General features: G+C 61.6%; 15 protein-coding genes. 10 read left to right on the plus strand and 5 right to left on the minus strand.

The genetic code is table 11. The features are described from left to right. The first annotated feature begins 156 nt into the window (after positions 1 to 156). The gene (locus DWW03_RS06240) at positions 157 to 1467 is read left to right on the plus strand and encodes an amidohydrolase (RefSeq protein ID WP_118406502.1); all 1311 of its coding nucleotides are present in this window, start codon (positions 157 to 159) and stop codon (positions 1465 to 1467) included. Between the two features lie 108 nt (positions 1468 to 1575). Continuing rightward, on the plus strand, positions 1576 to 2085 hold the full coding sequence (tpx, locus tag DWW03_RS06245; protein WP_015545783.1) for a thiol peroxidase: 510 nt from the start codon (positions 1576 to 1578) through the stop codon (positions 2083 to 2085). Between the two features lie 70 nt (positions 2086 to 2155). On the opposite strand, the gene DWW03_RS06250 is transcribed toward tpx, so the two are convergent. Both DWW03_RS06250 and DWW03_RS06255 read right to left on the minus strand, forming a co-directional pair. Further along, positions 2156 to 2767, minus strand: coding sequence for a hypothetical protein (locus tag DWW03_RS06250; protein ID WP_022061891.1), 612 nt, complete (start codon positions 2765 to 2767; stop codon positions 2156 to 2158). A 65-nt stretch (positions 2768 to 2832) separates the two neighbouring features. Continuing rightward, positions 2833 to 4869, minus strand: a complete 2037-nt coding sequence (locus DWW03_RS06255) for an alpha-amylase family glycosyl hydrolase (protein ID WP_022061892.1) — start codon at positions 4867 to 4869, stop codon at positions 2833 to 2835. 182 nt (positions 4870 to 5051) lie between these two features. On the opposite strand from DWW03_RS06255, the gene DWW03_RS06260 reads away from it, so the two are divergent. The 8 genes from DWW03_RS06260 (at position 5052) to DWW03_RS06295 (ending at position 15372) form a co-directional block, all read left to right on the plus strand. Further along, positions 5052 to 6551: a peptide MFS transporter gene (locus DWW03_RS06260; protein WP_022061893.1), complete on the plus strand. Its 1500-nt coding sequence runs from the start codon at positions 5052 to 5054 to the stop codon at positions 6549 to 6551. Between the two features lie 286 nt (positions 6552 to 6837). Next, positions 6838 to 7473 carry a TetR/AcrR family transcriptional regulator gene (locus DWW03_RS06265; RefSeq protein WP_118406540.1) on the plus strand — a complete coding sequence of 212 codons (636 nt, stop codon included), beginning with the start codon at positions 6838 to 6840 and terminating at the stop codon, positions 7471 to 7473. 88 nt (positions 7474 to 7561) lie between these two features. After that, entirely contained in the window at positions 7562 to 8884 is a 1323-nt protein-coding gene (locus DWW03_RS06270) for a TolC family protein (protein ID WP_171024692.1), read from the plus strand. A gap of 19 nt (positions 8885 to 8903) precedes the next feature. Beyond that, a complete protein-coding gene (locus tag DWW03_RS06275; protein WP_015545787.1) occupies positions 8904 to 9917 on the plus strand; it encodes an efflux RND transporter periplasmic adaptor subunit in 1014 nt (337 codons plus the stop codon). A 15-nt stretch (positions 9918 to 9932) separates the two neighbouring features. After that, entirely contained in the window at positions 9933 to 13073 is a 3141-nt protein-coding gene (locus tag DWW03_RS06280; protein WP_118406503.1) for an efflux RND transporter permease subunit, read from the plus strand. Between the two features lie 33 nt (positions 13074 to 13106). After that, positions 13107 to 13400, plus strand: coding sequence for a PG0541 family transporter-associated protein (locus DWW03_RS06285; protein WP_118406504.1), 294 nt, complete (start codon positions 13107 to 13109; stop codon positions 13398 to 13400). 256 nt (positions 13401 to 13656) lie between these two features. Further along, a complete protein-coding gene (locus tag DWW03_RS06290; RefSeq protein WP_118406505.1) occupies positions 13657 to 14436 on the plus strand; it encodes an MBL fold metallo-hydrolase in 780 nt (259 codons plus the stop codon). A 120-nt stretch (positions 14437 to 14556) separates the two neighbouring features. Then, on the plus strand, positions 14557 to 15372 hold the full coding sequence (locus DWW03_RS06295; RefSeq protein ID WP_118406541.1) for an SDR family oxidoreductase: 816 nt from the start codon (positions 14557 to 14559) through the stop codon (positions 15370 to 15372). Between the two features lie 235 nt (positions 15373 to 15607). Here DWW03_RS06295 and DWW03_RS06300 read toward each other — a convergent pair whose 3' ends face one another. The 3 genes from DWW03_RS06300 to DWW03_RS06310 form a co-directional block, all read right to left on the minus strand. Beyond that, positions 15608 to 16549, minus strand: a complete 942-nt coding sequence (locus tag DWW03_RS06300; protein WP_015545860.1) for a ribose-phosphate diphosphokinase — start codon at positions 16547 to 16549, stop codon at positions 15608 to 15610. 162 nt (positions 16550 to 16711) lie between these two features. Beyond that, complete coding sequence (gene yihA, locus DWW03_RS06305; protein ID WP_015545861.1) at positions 16712 to 17308, minus strand: ribosome biogenesis GTP-binding protein YihA/YsxC; 597 nt, start codon at positions 17306 to 17308, stop codon at positions 16712 to 16714. A gap of 250 nt (positions 17309 to 17558) precedes the next feature. Then, positions 17559 to 18317 (minus strand): endonuclease/exonuclease/phosphatase family protein, encoded by a 759-nt coding sequence (locus DWW03_RS06310; protein ID WP_022061901.1) that lies wholly within the window; start codon positions 18315 to 18317, stop codon positions 17559 to 17561. Positions 18318 to 18366: the final 49 nt, after the last annotated feature.

Below are 18366 nucleotides of genomic sequence, written 5' to 3' on the forward strand. Positions count from 1 at the left end.
AATATGAACGAGTCATCGGCATCCCGCAGTGCTGTCGACTGCCGCTTTCGCCGCCTTTGGCGTCGTTGGCAAGTCTGACCCACCCCCAAACCCCCGCCTCGGCGGGGGCTTATGGCAGGGCGCTGTCCGGGACCGAATGACATAATGAACCGAAATATGGCAATTCTTTTTTCAAACGCGACGGTGCTGCCGATGACGGCCGCCGGGAACGCCCCCCGCACCTTTGCGGGCTGGGTAGGCGTCGACGGCAACCGCATCGCGCTGGTCACGGAGTCGGAAACGGCCGCCGCGGAGTTCCGCGCGGCGCACCCCGGGCTTCGGGAGTTCGACTGCCGGGGCAAACTCGTGATGCCGGGGCTGGTGAACACCCACTGCCATGCGGCCATGACCCTGCAACGCAGCCTTGCCGACGACATCGCCCTGATGGAGTGGCTCCACGACTATATCTGGCCCTTCGAGGCGCGTCAGACAGCCGACGATGTGGCGCTGGGCATGACGCTCGGCGTGGTCGAGATGCTGCTGGGCGGCGTGACGTCGTTCGTCGACATGTACTATTTCGAAAACCGCTGCGTGGAGACGGTCGAACGGCTGGGCATCCGCGCCATGCTGGGCTGCAACTACTTCGATTCGAATGTCGACGAGGTGATGCCCCAGGTGGAGGAGGCCGTGCGGCTGGCCGCCGGATGCGACCGGGTGCAGATCGCCCTGGCGCCCCATTCGCCCTATACCGTGTCGCCCGAGAACCTCCTGCGCGGCAAGCGGCTGGCGGATAAATACGGCCTGCATCTGATGATCCATATCTCGGAGACGCAGGACGAGGTGCGCATCGTGCGCGAAAAGTACGGGAAAACCTCGGTCGAACACCTCGACGGGTTGGGACTGCTGGGGCCGAAGACCATCGGCGCGCACTGCATCCACGTGACCGACAGCGACATCGAGACACTCGCCGCGCGGGGCGTCGCCGTGTCGCACAACCCGCAGAGCAACATGAAAATATCGAGCGGCGTGGCGCCCGTCGAGCGGATGCGCGCCGCGGGTGCGCTGGTGACGGTCGGCACGGACGGAACCTGCTCGAACAACGATCTCGACATGTTCGAGGAGGTGCGCACGGCGGCCTTCCTGCAAAAATCCGCGACGGGCGATCCCGTGGCCCTTCCGGCCTGGGAGGCGCTGCGGCTGGCGACGGCGAACGGCGCGCGGGCGATGGGCTATGCCGACGGCGAACTGGGCGTCGTCCGCGAGGGCGCGCTGGCCGACCTGATCGTCGTGGACCTTCAGAAACCCCATTTGCAGCCCGTCAACGACGTGGTGTCGAATCTGGTCTACTGCGGCAAGGCCTCGGATGTCGATACGGTGGTCGTCGACGGACGGATCGTCGTCGAGAACCGCTGCGTGGCGGGCGTCGACCTGCCGGCGCTCTATGCCGGGGTTGCGGCGGCCGTCGCGCGAATTAAAGCCGGCCGATGACCAGATGCGGAGGGGCGCGGTGCGGGGCGTCCCGTCCCGCAGATCCGGCTCGCAGCCGGGTGGCATCGGAATTGCGTTGAACCACCTGATTATAAAAACTATCGAATTATGGATCACAAGGTAACTTTCGGCGGCAAGCCCGTGACGCTTGTCGGCAATCGCTGCAAAGTGGGGGAGACGGCCCCCGTATTTACGGTCACCGATGCGGGTCTGCAACCCGTGTCGTCGGACGTTTTCCACGGCAAGGTGCGCATTTACAGCGTCTTTCCGTCGGTCGACACCCCGGTCTGCTCGTTGCAGAACATCCGCTTCAACCGCGAGGCGTCGAAACTGGGCGACGACGTGGTCGTCGTGTCGCTGTCGGTCGACCTGCCCTTTGCGCAGAAACGCTTCTGCGCCGCCGAGGGCATCGACCGCGTGCATGTCTTCTCGGATTACAGGGAGCTGGATTTCGGCATGAAGTACGGCTTCGTGATCGACTCCCTGCGCCTGCTGGCGCGCGGCGTGGTGGTCGTGGACCGCGACGACGTGGTGCGCTACGTGGAGTACGTGCCCGAGGTCACCCACGAGCCCGACTACGAAAAGGCGCTGGCCGTGGCGCGCGAACTGGCGAAGTAAGCCGCCGGGACGGCCGAAAAAAAGCGGACCCTTTCTCGGGTCCGCTTTTGTCATTTCCGGAAATCCGGGGTCAGGGCTTCACCAGCGACCGGCTCCGGCCCCACATGTTGCGAGCCGCCGTGACGAGAACGGCGAGGAACGAGGCGGGGATGAGCGCGAGGATCAGCGGCTGCCAGCAGAGGGCAGGGCCTTCGGCGTAAAGGATGACACTGGCGGCATAGTGGATGAGTCCGACGGTCAGCCAGGCCGTCAGCGTCACCGACCCGATCGTGATGTTGAGCCGCGAGGGGGAGTAGCGGCCCGCCTTCTTCGAAAAGAGGTTGCCGTTCATCTCCCAGGGGCGGCACAAGGCTCCCAGCCGATAGCGCTCCGGAATTTTCAGTCCTTCGGCTTCCTCCTGTTCGATCTCGAATATGTAGCGTTCGTAGACCTCGTACCAGGCTTTCGACCCCTTGGCCATCATGATCCAGATCAGGGCGAACGACGTTCCGAGCAGCGCCACCGCGCAGGCGGCTTCGTTCAGCGCCAGGAAATTGGCCGCTCCGGGTCCGGCGGTCAGGATTTCGGACGCCAGCGCTCCGTAGACGGCGAAACAAAAGACCAGAAAAATGGAAAGAAGGAACGATCTCCGCCACAGGTTCGTGGCTTCGAACCGCCGGCATTGGTAGAATCCTTCTCTCAACTCCTTTAAAGAAATATGGTAAATCTGTTTTGGTGAATAAAAAGGAAAATATAGTCGTTGCGTAACTACTTTTTTCGCAGGTAGACCGTCGCCGTGCGCGAGGTGTTGTAGATGCGGATATGGGGCTGCCGCTGTCCGTCGCCCTCCCCGGCGTCGAACGAGAAGTGTTCGGCCGCCATCGACTGCCGCTCCTGTCCGCCGAAGCGGTTTTCGTCGGTCGAGAGCACCGGGACGTACTTGCCCGGGGCCTGCACCGGAAGTTCGTAGTCGGGGATCGAGGCCGAAGGATGCCAGTTGAAGACGAACAGCAGGTCGCCGTGCGAGAAGGCCATCGTCTTGTTGCGCTCGTCCATCAGCAGATTCCACGGGTAACCGTCGGCAAGAACCTTGTATTTTTTCACCAGCCGGATCATCGCACGGTCGAAATCGCCCAGCCACGCATAGCGCAGGAATCCGTTTTTTGCGAGCGACCACTGCCGCCGGGCGTGGGCGTAGCTCCAGCCGTTGCCCTCGCGCGGGAAGTCGATCCACTCGGGATGCCCGAACTCGTTGCCCATGAAGTTGAGGTAGGCCTGACCGCCCGTGGAGATGGTCATCAGGCGGATCATCTTGTGCAGGGCCATGCCGCGGTCGATGACGATGTTCTCCGAAGCGCGGTCCATGTGGAAATACATCTCCTTGTCCATCAGCCGGAAGGCGATGGTCTTGTCGCCGACGAGCGCCTGGTCGTGCGACTCGGCGTAGGCCACGGTCTTGACTTCGGGCAGGCGGTCGGTCATCACCGACCACATCTCCCGGATGTCCCACTGCTCGTCGGGCACCTCCTTCAGCTGCTTGATCCAGAAGTCGGGGATGGCCATGCCCAGGCGGTAGTCGAATCCGATGCCGCCGTCGGCGATCGGGATGCACATCCCCGGCATGCCGCTCACGTCCTCGGCGATGGTCACGGCCGAAGGCCGGAAATCGTGCGCGAGGCGGTTGGCCAGGGTGAGGTAGGTGAGAGCGTCCCCGTTGACCCCCTCGTCGAAGAAACGGTCGCGCGAATCGAACGTGACGTAGCCGTGGTGGCGGTAGATCATCGACGTCACGCCGTCGAAGCGGTAGCCGTCGAAATGGAACTCGTCGAGCCAGTATTTGACGTTCGACAGCAGGAAGTGCTGCACCTCCTCCTTGCCGTAGTCGAAGAGTTTCGAATCCCAGTACTGCTGGTAGCCCGCGTCGCCCGGCGGCGAGTAGAGATGGTCGGTGCCGTCGAGGGAGTTGATCCCCTCGTTGAGGTTCTTGACGTAGTGGGCGTGCACGAGGTCCATGATCACCGCCAGCCCCAGTTCATGGGCGCGGCGGATCAGCTCCTTCAGCTCCTCGGGCGTGCCGCAGCGCGACGAGGGGGCGAAGAAACTCGACACGTGGTAACCGAACGACCCGTAGTAGGGGTGCTCGGCCACGGCCATCAGCTGCACGGCGTTGTAGCCGTCCTTTTTGATGATCGGGAGTATCTTTTCGGTGAATTCGCGGTAGGTTCCCACGCCTTCGCGCTCCTGGGCCATGCCCACATGGGCTTCGTAGATCAGCAGACTGCCGATCTTCGAGGCGTCGAACGCGTCGCCCCGCCAGTCGAACGGTTCCGCGGGGTTCCAGAACTGCGCCGTGTAGTTTTTGGTCTCGTCGTCCTGCACGACGCGCCGGGCGTAGGCCGGGATGCGGTCCAGCCAGCCGTTGTCGCCGTGGACGTGGATCTTGTAGAGCGAGCCGTGCCGCAGCCGGTCGCGGTACATCGCCGCGGGGAAAAAGGCGCTCCAGACCCCCGCGGCATCCTTGTGCATGCGGATTTCGGTGCGCTGCCAGTTGTTGAAGTCGCCGAAGACGTAGACGTCGTGCGCCCCCGGCAGCCACTCGCGCAGCCACCAGCCGTCCAGCACGTCGTCCCACTGCCAGCCGAAATAGCGGTAGCCGTTGGCGTAGTCGACGAGCGATCCCGCCGAGCGTCCGATGTCGGCCATTTTCCGCTCGTAACGCTCGTGGCGCAGGTTCATCTGCGCCTCGACGGGCTGTAACCATTCGTCGCGTTCGACGATCGGAAGTCTTCGGGTCGTTTTTTCCATAGGGGAGTCGATTTTCTACAAAGGTAATAAAAAGTCGGATGGGAGCAAAACCGAATCGCACCCGGGTCCGGTTATGCGTTCCGACTGATAAAAGTGCCGTTGCGACACTAAATATATGAAAAATTTTTCTATCTTTGTCCACGAACAAAAAAACGTATCCATTACTAATACCCAATTCTACTATGCTCAAGCAACCTAAAGGTTTGATTGCCGCGGCTCTCGCCAATACGGGCGAACGTTTCGGTTTCTACACCATGATGGCCATTCTGACGCTGTTCCTGATGTCGAAATTCGGTATCGACGGCGAGCAGGCCGGGAAAATCTATTCGTTTTTTTATACCTCGATCTACATCCTGGCGCTCGTCGGCGGCCTGATCGCCGACCGGCTGCGCAACTATAAGGGGACGATCATCGCGGGTATTCTGGTGATGACGGCGGGGTATGCCGCGCTGATGGTTCCCACCGTTACGTCGAAGACCGTGGTGATCGGCGCACTGATGGTGATCGCCTTCGGCAACGGTCTGTTCAAAGGCAACCTCCAGGCGCTCGTGGGGCAGCTTTACGACAACGAACAGTATGCCAAACTGCGCGACACGGGCTTCCAGATTTTCTACATGTTCATCAACATCGGCGCGATGTTCGCACCGTTCGCCGCCGTGGGCGTGCGCAACTGGTGGCTCCGCACGCAGGGATTCCTCTACAATTCCGACCTTTCGGCCCTCTGCCACCAGTATATCGGCGGCACGATGAGTCCCGAAGTGGCCCAGGGCCGTTTCAGCGAGCTGGCTGCCGAAGTGAGCCTCGGCGGCGTCCCGGCGGACATGGGCGTTTTCGCGCAGAGCTATCTCAACGCCTTCAACACCGGATTCCACTATGCGTTCGGCGTGGCTATCGTGGCGCTGGTCTTCTCGCTGGTGGTTTTCCTTGCCAACAAGAAGAAGCTGCCCGATCCCAAGGTTGCGGCCGCTTCCAGGACGACGCCTTCGAAGGCCGAAATCCAGCAGGATGCGCGTGAGATCAAACAGCGTCTCTATGCGCTGTTCGCCGTGTTCGCCATCGTGATCTTCTTCTGGTTCTCGTTCCATCAGAACGGTCTGACGCTGACGCTCTTCGCGCAGGATTACACCCGTCTCGAAATTTTCGGCATGCCCATCACGGCCGAGATTTTCCAGTCGGCCAACCCCTTCTGCGTGGTGTTCCTCACGCCGGTCATCATCGCCGTGTTCGCCTGGCTGCGCAACCGCGGCAAGGAGCCTTCGACCCCGATGAAGATCGCGATCGGAATGGGCATTGCCGCATTCGCCTACGTGCTGATGGTCTTCGGGTCGCTGGGCCTTCCCAAACTCGCCGAAGTGCAGGCGCAGGGCGGTCTCTCGTTCGCCGAGCGCGTCACGCCGTGGCTGCTGGTGGCCACCTACCTGATCCTGACCATCGCCGAACTGTTCATCTCGCCGCTGGGCCTGTCGTTCGTGTCGAAGGTCGCTCCGCAGAAACTCCAGGGCCTGATGCAGGGCTGCTGGCTGGGCGCCACGGCGCTGGGCAACGGCCTGCTGTTCATCGGCCCGATCCTCTACAAGCGCATCTCGATCTCCGCGACGTGGAGCATCTTCGTCATCGTCTGCGCCATCTCGATGTTCGCCATGCTGGCCATGGTCAAATGGCTCGAACGGGTCACGAAATAGACGGGGCGTTCCCGTTTTGGACAAAGCCGCCGCAGAATTTCTGCGGCGGCTTTTTTGCTCCGGTCTGCGCTGGCATGCTCGTTATGCGGACGGCCGCCGCATGATCCCCGAAGCGCCGTGCGGTCTGCCCGCCGAAGGGCGATTTCCCGCGTCCGGTTTTGCATGAAGGAGTCCTGATAGGCTCCTTTTTTGTTGTTTTCGTCAGAAAACCGGGAAAAACAGAAAACTTTTTTTGTTTTATAAGTTTTGGCACGTATATTTGCATCCGTATCAATCGGATTGGATCATGGATCAGAAGGAACGAATCATAGAACAGGCGATGCACATGTTCGTCTCGCAGGGCATCAAGTCGGTGCGCATGGACGACATCGCGCAGCAGCTGGGGGTCTCGAAACGGACGCTCTACGAATTGTTCGGCGACAAGGAGGGGCTGCTCTACCTGGCGATGGACCGCTATTTCGAAAAGAAACGCATCGAGCGCGCCGCGGTGTGCGCCCATGCGCGCAACGTGCTCGAAGCGATGTTCATGGTGCTGGGCGGCGTGATGGACAACGCCGAAGTCATCCAGCGGCTGCTGAACAACCTGCGCAAGTTTTACCCGGCGGTGCACGACAAGATGACGCGCGAAGGCACCGCCAAGAGCCGCCGCGACCTGCAGGAGATGCTGGAAAAGGGGATTGCCGACGGGCTGTTCGTCGACACGATCAATCTCGATCTGGCCATTTCGGTGCTTTACTACACGGCTTCGGCCATCACCGTGCGCAAGGACCTCATTCTGCCCGCGGGCATGACCGAGCGCGAGGCGTTCGTGCAGATCATCAGCAATTTTTTCCGCGGCATCTCCACGACCAAGGGGCTGCTGCTCGTCGACGACTACCTGAAACGCTACGAGCCTGCCAAAGCCGTTCACCGGATGCAATAGCCGGCGCGAAGGGGGCGGGGACTGAAATATCCGTCCGTTCCGTTCGTCCGCATAAATGATAATGACAACATAATTTTACCGAATAATGATGAAACGACTTTTTTTGATCATCGCCTTTTGGGCGGCGGGCGTCGCCGGCGCTTCGGCGCAGATGCGGCTGACGCTTCCCCAGGCGCTGGATCTCGCCTTGAGCGAAAACCCGACCGTCAAGGTCGCGGAGATGGAGGTGCAGCGTTACGACTACGTGAAGCGCCAGACGTGGGGCAACCTGCTGCCGCAGATTTCGGCGTCGGGCAGCTACACCCGTTCGATCGTGAAGTCCGAGATGCGCGGCGGCATTTCGTTCGGAGCCGATAACACCTTCGCCGTGCAGGGCGACCTGTCGCTGCCGCTCTTCGCGCCGTCGGTCTACCGCACGCTGAAGATGAACGACGCGCAGATGGCCACGGCCGTGGAGGCCGCACGCGCCTCGCGCATCGACCTGACGGCCGAGGTGAAGAAGGCCTTTTACAACATCCTGCTCGCCGAGCAGTCGCTCGCGGTGCTCCGCGAGTCGGAGGCCACGGTGCAGCGCACGGTCGACGATACGCAGGTGCAGTACAAGCACGGGCTGGCCTCGGAATACGACCTGCTGACCGCGCAGGTGCAGTTGAGCAACCTCAAGCCCACGATCCTCCAGACCGAGAATTCGATCAAGCTGGCCAAGCTGATGCTCAAGATGTACCTCTCGATTCCCGAGGACGTGGAGATCGAGGTGGTGGGCGAGCTGGACGCCCTGCGCGACGACGTGCTGGCCGGGACGGACGGGCTGACCACCGACGTGACGGACAACTCCGACCTGCGTTCGCTCGAATTGCAGGAGGAGGTTCTCCGGCGTTCGCTCAAGGCGGCCAATGCGGGACGCATGCCGACGCTCGCAGCCTTCGGGTCGGCCTCCTATACGGGTAACGACATGGAGCCTTTCAATTTCGGCGGCGCCGCCGCGACGGACGATTCCCGGTATTTCTGGACCCATCCGATTTCGGTCGGCCTGCAACTGTCGGTCCCCATCTTTTCGGGCCTGACGAAGATGAACAGGTCGCGCGAGCTGAAAAACCAGATTTCGCAGCTGTCGCTCCAGCGCAGCTACGCCCGGCAGCAGATCGACGTACAGGTGCGCTCGGCGCTGAACGACCTGCTGACCGCCCGCGAGACGATGTACGCCCAGGAGCTGACCGTCGAGCAGGCCCGCAAGGCCTACAAGATCTCCGACACCCGTTACCGGGCGGGCGCGGGGACGATCCTCGAACTCAACAGCGCGCAGCTCTCGCAGACGCAGGCGCAGCTGAACTTCTCGCAGGCGATCTACGATTACCTTTCGGCCAAGGCCGAGTACGACCGCATCGTCGGCCGCGAACACGGAAATAAATAAAAAACAGGATAAAGAACGTATGAAAAAAATCGTGATTTTGTGCATCGCCGCCGTCTCTTTCGCCGGCTGCACGGGTAAGAAAGGCGTGACCGCCGTTGCGGAAGACAAAGGCGTGCTGACCAAAAGCGCCGTTGCCGAAGAGGCTTCGGTGCAGCTTACGGAGGTCTTCACCTCCGAGATCGAGCCTTACAAGGAGAACGACATCACTCCGGCGGCTTCGGGCGTGCACATCGACAGGATTTACGTCGAGGTGGGCGATCCGGTGCGCGAGGGGCAGCTCGTCGTGACGCTCGATCCCACGCAGTACACCCAGCAGCTGGTGCAGCTGAAGACCGTCGAGGACGACTACAACCGCCTGCTGCCGGTCTACGAGGCCGGAGGCATTTCGACCCAGCAGATCGAGCAGGCCAAGGCCCAGCTGGACGTGCAGCGCGAGGTGGTCGCCAACCTCAAGAAGAACATCGAGGTGCGTTCGCCCATTTCGGGCGTCGTCACGGCCCGCAACTACGAGTCCGGCGACCTGTTCGCCCAGCAGCCGATCCTGCACATCATGCAGATCGACCCGCTGAAGGTCATCGCCAACATTTCGGAGCAGTACTTCCCCAACGTGAAGGTGGGCATGCCGGTGAAGCTGGCCGTCGACATCTTCCCCGACGAGGAGTTCACGGGCACGGTGTCGCTGATCTATCCGGCGCTCGACCCCACGACCCGCACCTTCAAGGTCGAGGTCAAGGTCCCCAACGCCAAACGCACGCTGCGCCCGGGCATGTACGCCCGCACGACCTTCGACATGGGCAGCAAGGAGGGCGTGATGGTTCCCGACGTGGCCGTGCAGAAGCAGGTCGGCTCGGCCGAGCGTTATCTCTACGTCATCGTCGGCGACTCGGTTGCCGAGCGTCGCTCGGTCAAGGTGGGACGCCAGGTCGGCGACCGCGTGGACATCCTCTCGGGGATCGAAGCGGGCGAGCCGGTGGCCGTCACGGCGTTGTCGAAACTTTTCGACGGGGCCAAAGTGGATATTAAAAAAGACTAAAACAGCCCCTTTCCAATGAAAATTTACGAAAGCGCGGTCCGCAAACCGATCTCAACGATCCTGCTGTTCGTCGGCGTGATGGTCTTCGGACTCTTCTCGCTGATGAACCTGGCCGTAGACCAGTATCCCGAGATCGAGATACCCCAGATCTCGGTGATCACGATGTATCCGGGCGCCAACGCCGCCGACATCGAGACCAACATCACCCGTGTGCTGGAGGACAACCTCAACACGGTGAGCAACCTCAAGAAACTGACCTCCAAGTCGCAGGACAACGTCTCGATGATCACCGTCGAGTTCGAATACGGCTCCGACCTGAACGAAGGGGCCAACGAAATCCGCGACGTGGTGTCGCGCGTGCAGTCGCAGCTGCCCGACGACATCGACTATCCGACGATCTTCAAGTTCTCGACCTCGATGATCCCCGTGATGATGCTTGCCGTCACGGCCGAGGAGAGCTATCCGGCGCTGAACAAGATTCTCGACGACAAGTTGGTCAACGTGCTCAACCGCGTCGACGGCGTGGGCGCCGTGTCGATCATCGGCGCACCCGAACGCGAGGTGCAGGTCAACGTCGACCCCGCCAAACTGGAGGCCTACAACCTCACGGTCGAGCAGCTGGGGCAGATCATCGCCGCCGAGAACGTCAACATCCCCAGCGGCACGATCGACGTGGGCAACAACACCTTCAACATCAAGGCCGACGGCGAGTTCAAACTCTCGGACGAGATGCGCAAGGTCGTGGTGTCGAACGCCGGGGGCCGCACGGTGAGACTTTCGGACGTGGCCCAGATCCGCGATACGCTCGAAAAAGCCACGATGGACGAGCGCGTCAACGGCCAGCGGGGCGTGCGCGTGATGTTCCAGAAACAGTCGGGCGCCAACACCGTGAATATCGTCCACGAAATCCAGTCGCGCCTGCCGGAGATTCAGAAAACCCTCCCGAAGGATGTCAAGATGGAGCTGATTTTCGAAGGCTCGCAGGAGATCACCGACGCCATCGGGTCGCTCTCGGAAACCATTCTCTACGCCTTCATCTTCGTCGTGCTGGTGGTGATGGCCTTCCTCGGACGCTGGCGCGCGACGCTGATCATCTGTATGACGATCCCCGTGTCGCTGATCTGTTCGTTCATCTACCTCTTCGCCACCGGCTCCACGCTGAACATCATCTCGCTCTCGTCGCTCTCCATCGCCATCGGTATGGTGGTCGACGACGCCATCGTGGTTCTGGAGAACATTACGACGCATATCGAGCGCGGCTCGAACCCGAAGGAGGCCGCCATCTACGCCACCAACGAGGTGTGGCTGTCGGTCATCGCCACGACATTGGTGGTCGTCGCGGTGTTCCTGCCGCTGACGATGGTCCCGGGCATGGCGGGCATCCTGTTCCGCGAGCTGGGCTGGATCGTGACGATCGTGGTCTGCGTTTCGACTACGGCGGCCATTTCGCTGACCCCGATGATGTCGGCTTACCTCTTGAAACTCGAAGGCGGCCAGCACGACTACAAGGGCCTCGGCGTGATCTACAAGCCGATCGACCGGGCGCTCGAATGGCTCGATGACGCCTACGCCCGTTCGCTCGACTGGGTCGTACGCCACCGCCGGATCACCTTCTTCTCGATGATGTCGGTCTTCGTCGTGTCGCTGGGGCTGCTGACGCGGGTTCCCACCGAGTTCTTCCCGCCCTCGGACAACGGCCGCATTTCGGCCATGGTCGAGCTGGAGCAGAACGTCGGCGTCGACTACACGGCGCGCATCGCCCGGCAGATCGACAGCATCATCTATGCGAAATACCCCGAGATCGTGCTCGTCTCGGCGTCGGCCGGCGCCAACTCGTCGGACAACGCCTTCGCGGCGATGCAGACCACCGGTTCGCACATCATCAACTACAACGTGCGCCTGACCGGCGTGGAGGAGCGCGATCGGTCGATCTACGTCATCTCCGACCTGCTGCGCGGTGATCTCGACCGGATTCCCGAGATCCGCCAGTACACGGTCACTCCCGGCGGACAGTCGGGCAGCATGAGCGGTTCGGCGACGGTCAACGTCAAGGTCTTCGGTTATGACATGGACGTGACGAACGCCGTTGCCAACGACCTGAAGGAGAAGATGCGCCGTCTGGAGGGCGTTCGCGACGTGAAACTTTCGCGCGACGACCTGCGTCCCGAGTACAACGTGGTCTTCGACCGCGACCGGCTGTCGTACTACGGCATCAGCAGCGCCACGGCGTCGCAGGCCGTGCGCAACCGCATCGACGGCCTCGTGGCCTCGAAATACCGCGAGGACGGCGACGAGTACGACATCATCGTGCGTTATGCCGAGCCGTTCCGCAACCGCATCGAGGATGTCGAGAACATCACGCTCTACAACGCGCAGGGCCGCCCCGTGAAGCTCAAGGAGGTGGGAACCGTCGAGGAGGAGTACGCCGCGCCGATGATCGAGCGCGAGAACCGCCAGCGCGTCATTTCGGTCCAGTCGACCCTCGGGGCCGGCGTCGCGCTGGGCGACGTGGTGGCCGAGGTCGAAAAGCTCCTCGCCGACTATCCCGCGCCCGACGGCGTGGACCTCGAAGTGGGCGGTACGGTCGAGGATCAGGGCGACGCCTTCGGCGACCTGGGAACGCTGCTCATCCTGATCGTCATTCTGGTGTATATCGTGATGGCCACGCAGTTCGAGTCGCTCAAATTCCCGTTCATCATCATGTTCACCATTCCGTTCGCCTTCACGGGCGTGTTCCTCGCGCTGTGGATGACCTCCACGCCGCTGTCGCTGATCGCCCTGATCGGCGCCATCATGCTGGTGGGCATCGTGACGAAGAACGGTATCGTGATGGTCGACTACATGAACCTCCTGATCGAGCGCGGCTCGGGCGTCTTCGACGCGGTGATCGCCGGCGGCAAGAGCCGTCTGCGTCCGGTGCTGATGACCTCGTTCACGACCATTCTGGGCATGCTGCCGCTGGCGATCGGCACGGGAGCGGGTTCGGAGACGTGGCAGCCGATGGGCATTGCCGTGATCGGCGGTCTGACGTTCTCGACCATCCTCACGCTGTTCATCGTTCCGGTGCTCTACTCGATCCTCGTGAACCGTTCGCAGCGCAAGGAGCGTGAGAAACTGGCGCGCCTCTCGGCCGAACACCAGGCAAGCAAGCATTGAAAGTGAAAAGCTGAATTAAAATTGATCGGTACTATGAAAGCAGTATTTTTGTCATACAACCAGGCGCTGACCGACCGGGTGAACGCCATCCTCGACAAGCAGGGTATCCGCGGCTTCACCAAATGGGCCTTGACCGAGGGCCGCGGCTCGGTCGACGGCGAACCCCACTATGGCACGCATGCGTGGCCTTCGATGAACGCCTCGATCCTGGCCATCGTCGACGACGAGAAGGTGGCTCCGCTGATGGACGCCTTCCGCGAAATGGACGCTGCGACCAGGATGCAGGGGGCCCGGGCGTTTGTCTGGAATATCGAAAGCGGATTCTGATTCCGCTGCTTGCGGCGCACCTGCCGCACATCCTTCCGGCGGGGCGGACGGATCGTACTCGGGTACGATCCGTTCGCCCCGTTTTTCACGACGCCCGGCATCTGCCCCGCACGGACCGGAATCCCGGTTTCGTCGGTTCCGCGATATTCGGAGACCGGAAGCCGTATTTGAAACGTATGCGGCAATGCGGTGCGAAAAATGAAGCAATGCATCACAAAGTGCCGGGAATTGCGCTATTTTTTCTACATTTGCATCCATGAAACTCACCTTTCTGGGAACCGGTACTTCGCAGGGCGTACCCGTCATCGGCTGCCGCTGCAAGGTATGCACGTCGGCGGACCGGCGCGACAACCGTCTGCGCACCTCGGCGATGGTCGAGACGCGGGGCGTGCGCATCGTCATCGACGCCGGACCCGATTTCCGCTACCAGATGCTCCGCACGGGCGTGCGGCATCTCGACGCCATTCTGCTGACTCACGAGCACAAGGACCATATCGGCGGTCTGGACGACGTGCGGGCTTTCAATTTCGTCGATTACCCGCCGACCGTCCACAAGGTCCATATCTGGGCCGCCCCGCGGGCGCTGGAGTGCGTGCGCAAGGATTTCGACTATGCCTTCGCGCAGGACAAATACCGCGGCGTGCCGGAGATCGAACTGCACGAAATCGACACCGCAAGGCCGTTTCGTGTCGGCGATGTGGAGATCGTGTCCGTGTCGGGCCACCATTCCGAACGCTTCGAGGTCACGGGCTTCCGCATCGGGACGCTGGCCTACCTGACGGACTTCAAGACCATCGAGGACGCCGAGGCCGAAAAACTGCGCGGTACGGAGGTGCTGGCGGTCAATGCGCTGCGTTTCGCCCCGCATCCGTCGCATTTCAACCTCGCGGAGGCGCTGGCGCTGATCCGCCGCGTCGGGCCGCGCGAGGCCTATATCACGCATATGTCCCACGAAATAGGCCTGCATGCCGAGACGGAGGCGACGCTCCCGCCGGGCGTGCACCTGGCTTACGACGGGTTGGAGGTGGAAATTTAGGCTCGCATTCCGGCCGCATGCGGTAAGTTCCCGTCAAGGCGGGGGCGGGGCCGGACTTGTAGATGCGGCGGAACGCCGCGAAAACGGCGGGCGGAGATGCAAAACATGAATAAAAAAGATATGAAGACATTGGCAAATAAGGTAATCGTCATTACGGGCGCATCGTCGGGTATCGGCGAGGCGATGGCGAAGGTATACGCCGCGCAGGGCGCAAAAGTGGTGCTCGGAGCGCGCAACGTGCAGAAATTGCAGTTTCTTGCGGGCGACATTCGCGCCCGGGGCGGGCAGGCGGCCTACTGCGGGGTGGACGTGACGAAGCCCGAGGAGTGCCGGGAGCTGATCGAAACCGCCGTGCGGGAGTTCGGCGGCATAGACGTGCTGATCTGCAATGCGGGTATTTCGATGCGCGCCATTTTCGACGACGTGGACCTCGGGGTGCTGCACCGGCTGATGGACGTCAACTTCTGGGGTACGGTCAACTGCTGCAAGTTCGCATTGCCGTATCTTCAGGCGTCGAAAGGCTCCGTCGTGGGCATTTCCTCCGTCGCCGGGCTGCACGGACTGCCGGGCCGCACGGGCTATTCGGCTTCGAAATACGCCATGACGGGATTCCTCGAAACGCTGCGTATTGAGAACCTCAAAAAGGGATTGCACGTGATGATCGCCTGTCCGGGTTTCACCGCTTCGAACGTCCGCTTCTCGGCCCTCACGGCCGACGGGAAGCAGCAGGGCGCCACGCCGCGCAACGAGTCGAAGATGATGACCCCCGAGGAGGTGGCCCGCATCGTGGCGAAGGGCATCCTCCGGCGCAAACGTCTCTGCCTGATGGAGAGCGAGGGGCGCGCCACGCACTTCGTCAAGAAGTTCGCCCCGGCGTTTCTCGACCGGATGTTCTACTTGGTGATGTCCCGCGAGCCGGATTCGCCTTTCAAGTAGCCGGAAGTCGGATGACAGGGGCGGGAACTTACGAAAGGTTCCCGCCTTTTTGCACCCTTTCCGCGGGACCCGTTTTTCGGCGGGCGGGCGGGGGCGGTTGCCTGCCTACGGAGTATGTCCGCAGCCGCACCAAGGGCGGAGAGAAGGCGGGGTAGTCCTTCTTCCGTGAACGGAAAATTCCCCGGAACCTTTGCGGAAAGGTTCCGGGGAATTTTCTGGGTGGAAGCCGGTTCTCCTATTTGGAGAAGATCGACGAGATTTCCTTGTAGTTGTGCACGCGCTCGATGACGTCGGCGAAGAGGTCGGCGACCGACAGGACGGTGAATTTGTGCAGGTCCTTGTTGGGGTTGAGCGGAATGGTGTCCGTCACGATCACCTCCTCCAGCGCGCTTTCGTTGATGCGCTCGTAGGCCGGGCCGGAGAGCACCGGGTGGGTGATGGCCGCGCGGACGCTCTTTGCGCCGCGCGACATGAGCATGTCGGCGGCCATGCAGATCGTACCGGCCGTGTCGATCATGTCGTCGACGATCAGCACGTTGCGGCCTTCGACGTCGCCGATGGCCGTCATCTTGCCCACGACATTGGCCTTGGCGCGCTCCTTGTGCGAAATGATGATCGGCGTGCCGAGCAGTTTCGAATAGGTGTTTGCCCGCTTGGCGCCGCCCATGTCGGGCGCTGCGATCGAGAGGTCTTCGATGTTGAGGCTCTTGATGTAGGGCACGAAGATGCCGCTGGCGTAGAGGGCGTCGACCGGAACGTCGAAAAATCCCTGGATCTGGTCGGCGTGCAGGTCCATCGTCATCACACGGTCGACACCTGCGGCCATCAGCATGTTGGCTACCAGCTTGGCGCCGATCGGCACGCGGGGACGGTCCTTGCGGTCCTGACGCGCCCAGCCGAAGTAGGGCATCACGGCCACGACCTGATGGGCCGAGGCGCGGCGCGCGGCGTCGATCATCATCAGCAGTTCCATCAGGTTGTCCGAGGGCGGGAAGGTCGATTGGATGATAAAGACCGTACAGCCGCGGATCGACTCGTTGTAGCAGGGCTGGAATTCGCCGTCGCTGAAGCGCAGGACTTCCGACTGTCCGAGCGTCGTGCCGAAGCTCGCGGCGATCTTTTTGGCCAGATACTCCGAATCGCGACCGGTGAAAATTTTGATTTTGTGGATAGCCATAGATTTCGAGGATTTTTTTGACGTTGCAAATATAGAACAATACGATGAAAAAACACGCCCGCCCGGGCGTGTTTTTTCAACATTCGGTTAAACTTTTCCGCTGCGGCCCGGTTTTCATTCCGTAGCCCCGGGACGTTTCTTCCCGTTGCGTGACGGCAGGGGTCAGTTCTGTCGCAGACATTCGCCGATGAAGTCGAGGATCTCTTCGCGCCCCACGGCCTTTTCCGACGAGGAGACGAACATCGGCGGCAGTTCCTCCCACTGCTGGGCGAGTGCGGTCCGGAACCGTTCCACGCTCTTTTCGCGCTGGGTTTTCGAGAGCTTGTCGGCCTTGGTGAAGATGATGCCGAAGGGGATGCCGTTTTCGCCCAGCATCTCGATGAACCGCAGGTCGATCTTCTGGGGTTCGAGGCGGATGTCCGCCAGCACGAACAGGAAGTGCATCTTCTCGCACTTGATGACGTAGTCGGTGATCAGTTTCGAAAACTCGCTGCGCTGTGTTTTCGACGTGCGGGCGTAGCCGTAGCCGGGCAGGTCGACCAGATACCAGGCATCGTTGATGCGGAAGTGGTTGATGAGACGTGTCTTTCCGGGCGTCCCCGACACCTTGGCCAGCCCTGTGCGGGCTGTGAGCATGTTGATGAGCGACGACTTTCCGACGTTGCTGCGCCCGATGAAGGCGATGTCTTTCAGGTCGTCCTTCGGGACCTGCGAAATGCGCTCGGACGAGCATTTGAATTCGGCTTTGGTGATCTGCATCGGTATCTGGTTTTATACAAAGGTACGAAAAAGCCGGATGGCTGCAAAACCGGATTGCGTGCGGCTCCGTGAAACCTTCCGACTGCTAAAAGGGTCGTTACGACCCCAAAGGTACGAAAAAGCCGGATGGTTGCAAACCTGGGTTGCGTGCGGCTCCGTGAAACCTTCCGGCTGATAAAAGGGGCGTTACCTCCTTAAGGCCGCGGAAAAGTCCGGATTGCGCCTGCGATTTGCGTAACGCAGGGGGCGGCTACTTTTTCCACGCGAGCGACACCCACAGCGGACAGTGGTCCGAGGCGACGGTCGAGGTGTCCACCTGCCGCTCGGTGACGACGGCCGATTCGGGCAGTCCGCGGCCGAGGATGTAGTCGATGCGGATGGAGGGCTTGTCGGACGGGAAGGTCATCTGCGTGGTGTCCGAAAGGGGCCGGAATGTGCCGCCCAGCCCGTCGAGGACGGTTTTGGCGACCTTCATGTTGAAGTCCCCGGCCAGCAGCACCGGTTTGCGGCAGGTGTCGGTGACCGTGCGGATGATCGGCAGCGACGCGCGCTGGTCCTCGGGCGTAAGCGAGAGGTGGGTGACGCAGACCACGTAGTCGGGAAACTCGGCGACGAACAGTACGCGGGACTCTTCGCGTCCCGGAAGCGGGATGCGGCGCACGGCGAGCGGTTCGTCGCGCGACAGCAGGCCGACGCCGTAGGCGCCGCCGTCGTAGTCGATGGCGCGGCAGAAACGGGCGTGCATGCCCGTCATTTCACCCAGCTCCCCGGGGATGAAGCGTCCGGCCATGCGTCCGGTCACGCTGTCCAGTTCCTGAAGGGCCACGATGTCGGGGGCCGTGCGGTTGATGATCTCCGCCACGCGGCCGAGATCCTGAACATTGTCGATGCCGCGGCCGTTGCGGATGTTGTAACTCATAAATTTCAGGGTCGTCTGCCGCTGCGTGCAGGCGCCCAGCAGCAGGCCGCACACGGCGGCCGGCAGGAGAATGCGCAGAAAGGGTTTCATGTCGGGAAAGTCAATTTTCCACAAAGATAAGGCAACCTGCGCGAAAGAT

The sequence above is a fragment of the Alistipes sp. AF14-19 genome (assembly GCF_003461645.1).
Classification (GTDB): Bacteria; Bacteroidota; Bacteroidia; order Bacteroidales; family Rikenellaceae; genus Alistipes; species Alistipes shahii.